Source organism: Marinomonas sp. ef1 (genome assembly GCF_002806845.1).
In the GTDB taxonomy this organism is placed as follows: Bacteria; Pseudomonadota; Gammaproteobacteria; order Pseudomonadales; family Marinomonadaceae; genus Marinomonas; species Marinomonas polaris.
The window spans coordinates 21,368-30,181 of sequence record NZ_NHTT01000026.1 but is presented as its reverse complement, the minus strand read 5'-3'; the positions used below and the strand labels follow the sequence as shown (position 1 = coordinate 30,181).

Here is an 8,814-nt window from a genome sequence, read left to right as displayed (position 1 = left end):
AAAAAAACATACCCTTGAATCACGGCCTACAAAAATCAAATCACTTGTAGGTCGGCCTTTAGGCCGTCAATTTTTACTAGAGGAATGGATTAAAGGCGCATCTCAATGCCAGCATCGGTCATGCGCTGTTTTGCTTCTTGAATGCTGTATTCGCCAAAATGGAAAATGCTGGCTGCCAATACGGCATCCGCCTTGCCTTCAATGACACCATCTACAAGATGATCCAAGTTGCCAACACCGCCAGAGGCGATTACTGGTACATGAACCGCTTCACTTATAGCGCGAGTTACACCAAGGTCGAAACCATTTTTAGTACCGTCACGGTCCATACTGGTTAGCAGAATTTCCCCTGCGCCGTATTCAACCATTTTCTTCGCCCATTCAACGGCATCTAATCCAGTTGGTTTGCGGCCGCCATGAGTGAATATTTCCCACTTATCGGGTTCACCTTCTGCGCTGACTTTTTTTGCATCAATGGCAACAACGATACATTGAGAGCCAAAGCGTTGTGCGGCCTCGCGAACAAATTCAGGGTTAAATACCGCTGCGGTGTTAATGCCGACTTTGTCTGCACCGGCGTTTAACATACGGCGAATGTCTTCGCAGGTACGAATGCCTCCGCCAACAGTCAGAGGAATAAACACTTGGCTGGCAATGGCTTCGACCATGTGAACGGTCGTTTCACGATCGTCCGAACTGGCTGTGATGTCTAGAAAAGTAATCTCATCTGCGCCTTGCTCGTTGTAGCGTTTTGCTACTTCAACAGGATCGCCAGCGTCACGAATATCGACAAACTGAACGCCTTTTACAACGCGGCCATTGTCCACATCAAGGCAAGGAATAATACGTTTTGCTAAGCCCATAAAATGGCGCTCCTAGAATCTAATGTGCTTCTATCCAAACAAACTCGATGGCTCGTAGTTATGGCTTGCCATCCCAGTGAAGGAAGTTTTTATAAAGCTGAAGACCGTCTTTATGGCTTTTTTCTGGGTGAAATTGCACGGCGAAAACATTGTCTCGAGCGAGCGCAACACAGAACTCCAAACCGTAATCACAGGTGCCAGCAACTTCACTTTTATTTTCAGGTACAACATAAAAACTGTGTACAAAATAAAAGCGAGCGTTGTCAGGAATATCTGCCCAAAGAGGGTGATTTATTGTGTGTTTAACCTGATTCCAGCCCATGTGCGGCACTTTAAGTTTGCTACCGTCATGATCTGTGTGCTTTTCACCAAAGAACAAAGCGTTGCCTTGGAAATGGTTCAAACAATCTACACCGCCGTTTTCTTCGCTGTGAGACATCAAAGATTGAATGCCGACACAAATAGCGAGAAATGGCTTTTCCGCCATGGCTTTACGAATACTAGGAACCAGTCCTGCATTGTTCATTTCACCGATACAATCACGAATCGCGCCAACGCCGGGTAATAGCACTCGATCTGCTGCATCAATAACCGCAAGATCACTGGTTACAATTACCGTGGTATTTTCATCAGCGACGTGTTCAAGGGCTTTGGCAACCGAGTGAAGGTTGCCCATGCCGTAGTCGATCACTGCGACTGTAGATTTTTTCATGTCACTCATACTCTTATTGCTCATACTCTTACCGCTCAAACTAAGAGAGTCCTACAAAGAACCTTTAGTGGAAGGCATTTGCCCTGCCATGCGCTCGTCAGCTTCTAGAGCCATGCGTAGCGCACGTCCAAATGCTTTGAAGATGGTTTCCGCTTGGTGGTGAGTATTTTTACCGCGAAGATTATCAAGGTGAAGCGTTACTTTGGCATGGTTGATAAAACCGTGGAAAAATTCTGAGAACAAATCCACATCAAAACCGCCAACAGAGCCGCGAGTAAAAGGTACGTGCATTTCTAGACCTGGACGGCCTGAGAAATCTATTACTACGCGAGACAAGGCTTCATCTAATGGTACATAAGCGTGGCCATAGCGTTTGATGCCTTTTTTATCGCCAACAGCAATGTCAAAAGCTTGTCCTAAAGTGATGCCCAAATCTTCGACTGTGTGGTGGGCATCAATGTGAAGGTCGCCAACTGCATGAATGTCTAAGTCAATCAGACCATGACGTGCTACTTGCTCAAGCATATGGTCAAGGAAAGGGACGCCTGTGACGCAGTTGAATTTACCGGTACCGTCTAAGTTAATCGACACCTTGATCTGAGTTTCAAGCGTATTACGCTCGACACTGGCAATGCGATCGGACATTGATTGGTTTCTCCACAGTGATGGTGACGAATAGTCGCCACGTTTTTGTATATTAAGAGCATGACATAATTTCCCTATTATAGAACGTGGGCTCTTTAGCTTCTACGCTTTGTCTGTGTGTTTTTTAATGAGTTGTCTCTATTGCGTCGATAAACTCCTAATTCGAATGCTATGATATGGCATCTATACGATGCAGAATGCGCTCTTAGTTAGGTTTCAGGTTAGGTTGAACTCATTTTTTGGAATATATTTATTAAGGGGGTTGTCATGGTTTGGATAAAGCGACTTTCACTGTTGGTGGCTGGTTTATTAGCCGTTGTTGCCATTTTGTTGGCGTACGTCATGTTGTTTGTGAATCCAAATGATTTTAAAGACGAGCTAAAAAGCGTAGCGTTAGAAAAAGCCAATGTTAATTTACGCCTGGATGGTGATATTAGCTGGTCGTTTTTCCCTTGGCTGGGGCTTGGATTGGAAGATATTGGCGTTTCCATAGGCTCTGATCCTGAAATTTTACAATTTGATCGCGCTGAATTTGGCTTGGCGATTCTGCCTTTGTTTGAGCAAAAAATTCAGGTGAACAAAGTGAACTTGGTTAATCTAAAAGCCAGTTTGAACAAAAACGCTCAAGGCCAAGGTAATTGGCAACTAGATTTACCGGACAACTCGCCTGCAGCAAGTTCTTCTGCTTCAACGAACACAGCTTCCAATAATTCTTCTGATAACACAGTTGAAAAAATCAAATTTCCTGATATTCAGTTAGATGAACTACGTATTGAAAATGCGCAAGTGCAATACCGTGATGAACAAACTAAGCGGCTAATTAACGCGACGCTAAACGTACAGTTAAACGATGTTCAATGGGACAAAGCTTGGCCTATGGTGATGAATATCGCCGTGACACAAAGTGATTTACAAGGTAAATCACCAATCAAGGCGAAAGCGACATTAAATGCTAATCTTGCGGTTTTCCCTGAGCGCGAATCTTTGTCGCTAGACTCTTTGGTGTTATCTGGGGAAGTTGAAAGTGATTTGCTACCAACGAGTCCAATCAGCGCCAAACTTAGTGCCACCAATGTCGATCTTGATTTACCGCAAGAGAATGTCTTGGTAGAAGGCTTGGCATTAAGTGTGTTAGGTGTAAATGTTGACGCTAAAATTCAAGCGTATCAAGTGTTGAGCGAACCTCAGTTTTCAGCCGTGTTAACGGTAGGGGAGTTTAATCCGCGCTATTTAATGACGCGTTTAAATTTACCTTTGCCTGAAATGTCTGATGATAAAGCGCTGACTAAAGCGCGTGCCAATATAACCCTAGAAGGCAATTTAGATTCGATTACAGCACAGCCAATATCTATTGCGATGGACGACACAAATATTGAAGCCAATGCTGTGGTTGATTTATCACCTTTGCGTTGGGATGTTAGTGTTGCTGGTAAAAACTTAGACCTAGATCGCTATTTGCCAACGCCTATTGAAAAAGGCAAAGACGGGAAGGTTGAAGCAATAACTAATGTAGATATTGCCGCTAAAGCAGAATCTGGTGACCTGATACCAATCGATTTGATTCGTTCTTTAAATGGCCATGTTGGCGTGGTGTTCGAAAACATTACTGTCAAAAAGTTAAAAATCGATAAAATTGAGCTGGATTCAACTCAGTTGCACGGTTTGGTAAAAGTTTCTCCTCTTCGTGCTTCATTATATAAAGGTAGTGTGTCATCAAAAGCTAGTTTGGATGTACGAGGCATCACGCCAGTGTTTAATATTTCACCGACTATTGATGGCGTACAAATTCAACCTTTGCTTGTCGATTTTATGGACATGAACAAAATTGCGGGTGCTACTTATTTAAATGGTGAGCTTAGTGCCAAGGGCAATAGTCTTGATACTCTAATGGCATCTCTGCAAGGTGACTTATTAATAGATATTAAAAACGGCGCTTTAGTTGGGACCAACCTAACGAAAACGGTATGTGAAGGTATAGCGGCAATTCGTAAGGATAAAATTAATGATCAGCAGTTTGGCCAAGATACCCCGTTTGAAACCATGCGATTTCCTGCTCATATCATTAATGGCAGAGTATCAACTCCAGGTTTAAAAATAAGCTCTGCAGGTATTCAAGTGACGGGTGATGGTGTGGTGTCACTGCCAAATTCCTCTTTAGATTATCAAGCCAATGTGGGGATTGCGGGTAGCGAATTAGATAAAGCCTGTCACGTCAATGAGAAAGTGACTAAGTTAGCATTTCCCATTGTCTGTAAGGGGCAATTTAGCGATGATCCTGCCGGTTTATGTCGTCCTGATATAAAGGGCTTTGGGAAGTTATTTGCTGATTTGGCAGAAGATGAACTGAAACTTAAAGTGGATGCTGAAAAAGCACGACTAAAGGTTAAAGCTGAAGCTGAAAAGGCACGTTTGAAAGCTGAGCTGGAAGAAAAACGCAAAGCAGAAGAAGAAAGGCTTAAGGATAAGCTGAAAGATAAATTAAAGAGTTTGTTCTAATAACTGACGGACTTAAGCACTGATTAATAATGTAACGTGAGAAATAAATGCAACCAGTTGAAAATTTTGCGCCTCGTGTTCTAGCGTGGTTTGATGAGCACGGGCGTAAAAGCTTGCCTTGGCAAGAGAATAAAACACCTTATCGTGTATGGATTTCTGAAATCATGTTGCAGCAAACGCAAGTGACAACTGTCATTCCTTATTACCACAAATTTATGACATCTTTCCCAACTGTTGAAGCGTTAGCTGAGGCTGAGCAAGACGAAGTGTTAGCGCACTGGAGTGGTCTAGGTTATTACGCTCGGGCGCGCAATATGCATAAAGCAGCAAAAATGCTGGTGGATGAATTCGACAGTGAGTTCCCACAGACTGTTGAAGGTGTTTGTGAATTACCGGGCATTGGTCGTTCTACTGCAGCGGCGATTTTATCTATTTCCCGCGGTGTTCAAGCAGCGATTTTAGACGGCAATGTAAAGCGTGTTTTGGCGCGCTTCCATGCAGTGCCAACTTGGCCCGGCGATAAGAAAACCGAAAATGCCATGTGGGACTTGGCTGAGTGTTATATGCCAAACGAGCGTTGTGGCGATTACACACAAGCTATGATGGATTTAGGCGCGACACTTTGTACTCGTTCTAAACCGCAATGTTTGCTTTGTCCGCTACAAGGCGACTGCCAGGCTCGTTTTAGCCAAGATCCAACGCAATTTCCTATTCGTAAACCGAAAAAAGCCGCTAAGCCAGAGAAGAGTATTCAGTTGCTGGTGTTGATGAATCAACAAGGGCAATGGTTACTAGAGAAGCGTCCTTCTACTGGAATTTGGGGTGGGCTTTGGAGTTTGCCAGAGCTTGCGTCAGAGGAATCTGTAGTGCTGCATATTGAACAGCGATTTGCTACGCAAGTCGAGGCTGTAACACCTCTGTCATCTTTTAGACATACTTTTAGTCATTATCATTTGGATATTTCGCCAAGCCACATTCAAATTGCCGACACGAAGTTGGTAATGGAAGGTGAGAAATACCAATGGTTCAACCAACAAAATGCCATGGCGCAAGGGTTGCCGGCGCCAGTGAGAAGTATTTTGGAACAATTGAATAACTAGCTTGAGATCATTCATATGATGGTAGATAAAAACCTCTCATATTTTAAACGCGTAGCAGAGGTATTTGTCTCTTTCTTGTTATTAGGTTTTACCAGTTTTGGTGGGCCTGCTGCTCACCTTGGTTACTTCAACCAAACCTTTATTAAACGCAAACAATGGGCGAGTGAAACCCAGTATGCTCAATGGGTAGCGCTTAGTCAGATCGTGCCGGGACCAGGCTCTAGTCAAGTTGGTTTTGCCTTAGGCTATCATCGTGCGGGATTGCTTGGAGCGGTGGCGGCATTTATTGCTTTCACCTTGCCGTCTTTTGTTGTCATGGTGTTACTGGCTCGATTTGGTAATCACTGGCAGGGCAATGTCTTTTTTGATGGTTCAGTTCATGCCTTAAAGCTTTTAGCGGTTGTCGTGGTCGCAGATGCTTGTATCAGTATGTGGCGGTCTTTTTGTCAGAGTAAAATTATGGCTGGGCTGGCGTTATTCAGTGCGGCGTTTATTATCTTGTCGCCTTCTGGTTTTGCTAGTTTGACAGTTCTGCTAATCGCTGTGTTTTTTGGCATGTTAGCAAGGCCTTCTATTGTTCCAACCGCTTCTGAGTCTTTGCCTAAAGTGCGTTTTGCATGGTGCTTTTTTGTCATTGCTGTCGTGGGCTTTGTTGTTAGTTTTTTTCTAGATAGCGGATTAAGCGGTTTGTTCGCAAACTTTTATCGAGCGGGAGCGTTAGTATTTGGCGGCGGGCACGTGGTACTGCCAATGTTGTCGGCGTTTGTACTTACTCCAGAATCTTATGTAGACCCTACGTTAGCAGTGATTGGTGAATCGAATTTGCTTTTAGGTTACGCTGCCGCTCAAGCGGTTCCAGGCCCTATGTTTACCATGGCGAGTTTTTTAGGTGCTTCGGTGACTCCAAAAAGTGACAATATTTGGTTATGGGCTGGTGTAGCTACCTTAGCTGTATTTCTGTCTGGTCTATTGTTGATGTTAAGTGCGCAAGCTGCGTGGCAACGCTTGTCTCATTACGTTCTGTTTCGTTCTGCTGTGGCGAGCTTAAATGCAGCAGTGGTCGGGATTTTGTTAGCTGCCTTATATTATCCGATTGGCACATCGAGTTTGCTCGGTTGGATGGATGTTACCATTACTGGATTTGGATTGGCTTGGTTGATCTACAGGCGACCTTCGATTTTTTCATTGATTATTGTGTTTATCATTGTTGGACTAATTCGAAGTTTATAAGGTTGCTGAATTTAAACGCTGATTAAAGGTTTTGACCTTGAATTCTCTAGTGTTAACGCCATTATTCACCCTATACATTTATTATACATTTATGATGGCGAGAGATTCTTATGGCGAACACTGTATTTTGTAAAAAGTTTCAGAAAGAGATGGAAGCGTTAGATCGCGCGCCATTGCCCGGAGCGAAAGGCCAAGAGATCCTACAAAACGTTTCTAAGCAGGCTTGGCAAGAATGGCAGCAGCTTCAGACAATGATGATAAATGAAAAACAACTTAACTTGATGCAACCTGAATCACGCAAATATGTGATGGAGCAGATGGATAAGTTTTTCAATAATGAAGCGACGGATAAGCTGGCGGGATATGTGGATCCTGATGATATTAAAGAGCTCTAAGAAAGTCTTTTTCATGAAGTCGTGAAAATATTGCTTTAAGCAAGCTGACACAAAAAAATGCCCTTGATTAAATTATTTAACCAGGGGCATTTTTTTGTGTCAGCTTAATCGTCAAACGAGTATAAATTCGTTTATTGAGTGACAAAGCTAGCGAATAAAATATCTTTTACCGGTTCTAATCCAGTTTCTTCTTTTAAAGCACCGTTTACTGCAATGGCGGCTTCTTCACGTGTTTTCTCACGTGCTACTGCTCCAGTAACTTGCTCCGTGGTACGAGAGCTAAGAAACATCACTAATGCATCTCTGACTAAAGGCATATTAGCTTCAATTAAGTCTTTCTTCGTCTCGTCAGTACGAATACTAATACTAGTTTTTATATATTTGAGTCGGGCATCGTCGCCAAGGTGATTGACTACAAAAGTGGGTTTCAGCTCTATATAAGCGGCTGCTGGTGCTGCTTCGTCTGCGGCATAACCTGTAATACCTGTAAGGCTGCATAGTAAGAGTAGAGTAAATAGGCGTAATTTATGGCATAAGGGCATCATCAATGACATGTTAGGTTCTCGTATTCATTCCAATAGACAGTATACTAACTGTCATTAAAGCTTGCTGTCAGTAGTAATTTCGCACTTTACTGTTTTACTGTTGTCGTAAGTTACATTATTCAATTAAAAATGTCCGTTTAGTAAGTTTAGGAATCTTTATCTATGTTCACGTTTTTATCTGCTCGTCGTTTTCATGGTTTGGTTGCGTTCGCAGCTTTTGCGCTTTTAGCTGTGGCTTTTTATATGGAATATCAAATGGGGTTAGAACCCTGCCCCTTATGCATGCTGCAGCGTATTGTGTTTTTCTGTGTTGGTGTAGTGTCCTTGATATCCGCTTTAACGGCGAGTGAAAAAGCGCGGAAAGTATTTTCTTGGTTGGTGGTTGTTTTATCTTTTGCCGGTGCAGCTTTAGCAATCCGTCATTTATATTTGCAAAGCTTACCAATGGACGAATTGCCAGCTTGTTTGCCGGGATTAAGTTATATGTTTGAGGTCTTTCCATGGCAAGAAATTATGCAAGCTATGGTGATGGGAACTGGTGAATGTGGTGATGTGGTTTGGACCTTGTTTGGCATTAGTATTCCTGGTTGGACATTGGTTGCTTTTATTGGTATGGCGATCATTAATATCGTTATCGCATTGCGAGCTAACAAAAAAATATCCGTATAAACGAGACATTTTTGCCTGTTTAAACAAAGTTTTGACAGGCACAGTAATCATATAAAGTTCTCTAAAAAGGTTACAAATCCCTTAAGTTATCGTCTTGCAGGGGGTAACGTATCGGAATATGCTTGAGACAAAGATTACTAATAATAATTAACGCCTGAT

At 42.8% G+C, this 8,814-nt stretch carries 9 protein-coding genes; 5 read left to right on the top strand and 4 right to left on the bottom strand.

Features of this window, described 5'->3' with window-relative positions:
- Positions 1 to 89: 89 nt before the first annotated feature.
- The 3 genes from hisF to hisB are packed head-to-tail and all read right to left on the bottom strand — an operon-like array spanning position 90 to position 2,220.
- A complete protein-coding gene (gene hisF / locus CCS02_RS21540; RefSeq protein ID WP_011978580.1) occupies positions 90 to 863 on the bottom strand; it encodes an imidazole glycerol phosphate synthase subunit HisF in 774 nt (257 codons plus the stop codon).
- Between the two features lie 58 nt (positions 864 to 921).
- The gene (gene hisH / locus CCS02_RS21535) at positions 922 to 1,584 is read right to left on the bottom strand and encodes an imidazole glycerol phosphate synthase subunit HisH (protein ID WP_100637665.1); all 663 of its coding nucleotides are present in this window, start codon (positions 1,582 to 1,584) and stop codon (positions 922 to 924) included.
- A 42-nt stretch (positions 1,585 to 1,626) separates the two neighbouring features.
- Positions 1,627 to 2,220 (bottom strand): imidazoleglycerol-phosphate dehydratase HisB, encoded by a 594-nt coding sequence (gene hisB / locus CCS02_RS21530; protein WP_072838962.1) that lies wholly within the window; start codon positions 2,218 to 2,220, stop codon positions 1,627 to 1,629.
- A 267-nt stretch (positions 2,221 to 2,487) separates the two neighbouring features.
- On the opposite strand from hisB, the gene CCS02_RS21525 reads away from it, so the two are divergent.
- From CCS02_RS21525 to CCS02_RS21510, 4 genes are all read left to right on the top strand, one after another.
- Positions 2,488 to 4,716, top strand: a complete 2,229-nt coding sequence (locus CCS02_RS21525) for an AsmA family protein (protein ID WP_100637664.1) — start codon at positions 2,488 to 2,490, stop codon at positions 4,714 to 4,716.
- A gap of 47 nt (positions 4,717 to 4,763) precedes the next feature.
- The gene (mutY, locus tag CCS02_RS21520) at positions 4,764 to 5,816 is read left to right on the top strand and encodes an A/G-specific adenine glycosylase (protein WP_100637663.1); all 1,053 of its coding nucleotides are present in this window, start codon (positions 4,764 to 4,766) and stop codon (positions 5,814 to 5,816) included.
- 15 nt (positions 5,817 to 5,831) lie between these two features.
- Complete coding sequence (gene chrA, locus CCS02_RS21515) at positions 5,832 to 7,046, top strand: chromate efflux transporter (protein ID WP_100637662.1); 1,215 nt, start codon at positions 5,832 to 5,834, stop codon at positions 7,044 to 7,046.
- 110 nt (positions 7,047 to 7,156) lie between these two features.
- Positions 7,157 to 7,441: an oxidative damage protection protein gene (locus CCS02_RS21510; protein WP_100186633.1), complete on the top strand. Its 285-nt coding sequence runs from the start codon at positions 7,157 to 7,159 to the stop codon at positions 7,439 to 7,441.
- Positions 7,442 to 7,572: 131 nt separating this feature from the next.
- On the opposite strand, the gene CCS02_RS21505 is transcribed toward CCS02_RS21510, so the two are convergent.
- On the bottom strand, positions 7,573 to 7,995 hold the full coding sequence (locus CCS02_RS21505) for a flagellar basal body-associated FliL family protein (RefSeq protein WP_100186634.1): 423 nt from the start codon (positions 7,993 to 7,995) through the stop codon (positions 7,573 to 7,575).
- A 153-nt stretch (positions 7,996 to 8,148) separates the two neighbouring features.
- On the opposite strand from CCS02_RS21505, the gene CCS02_RS21500 reads away from it, so the two are divergent.
- Complete coding sequence (locus CCS02_RS21500; protein ID WP_072838968.1) at positions 8,149 to 8,655, top strand: disulfide bond formation protein B; 507 nt, start codon at positions 8,149 to 8,151, stop codon at positions 8,653 to 8,655.
- Positions 8,656 to 8,814: the final 159 nt, after the last annotated feature.

Bases quoted from the DNA above. Each gene is read 5' to 3' on its own strand.
- CCS02_RS21505 (WP_100186634.1), bottom strand. From the start codon at position 7,995: ATGTCATTGATGATGCCCTTATGCCATAAATTACGCCTATTTACTCTA.
- CCS02_RS21510 (WP_100186633.1), top strand. From the start codon at position 7,157: ATGGCGAACACTGTATTTTGTAAAAAGTTTCAGAAAGAGATGGAAGCG.
- CCS02_RS21525 (WP_100637664.1), top strand. From the start codon at position 2,488: ATGGTTTGGATAAAGCGACTTTCACTGTTGGTGGCTGGTTTATTAGCC.
- hisB (WP_072838962.1), bottom strand. From the start codon at position 2,220: ATGTCCGATCGCATTGCCAGTGTCGAGCGTAATACGCTTGAAACTCAG.
- hisF (WP_011978580.1), bottom strand. From the start codon at position 863: ATGGGCTTAGCAAAACGTATTATTCCTTGCCTTGATGTGGACAATGGC.
- hisH (WP_100637665.1), bottom strand. From the start codon at position 1,584: ATGAGTGACATGAAAAAATCTACAGTCGCAGTGATCGACTACGGCATG.
- CCS02_RS21500 (WP_072838968.1), top strand. From the start codon at position 8,149: ATGTTCACGTTTTTATCTGCTCGTCGTTTTCATGGTTTGGTTGCGTTC.
- mutY (WP_100637663.1), top strand. From the start codon at position 4,764: ATGCAACCAGTTGAAAATTTTGCGCCTCGTGTTCTAGCGTGGTTTGAT.
- chrA (WP_100637662.1), top strand. From the start codon at position 5,832: ATGATGGTAGATAAAAACCTCTCATATTTTAAACGCGTAGCAGAGGTA.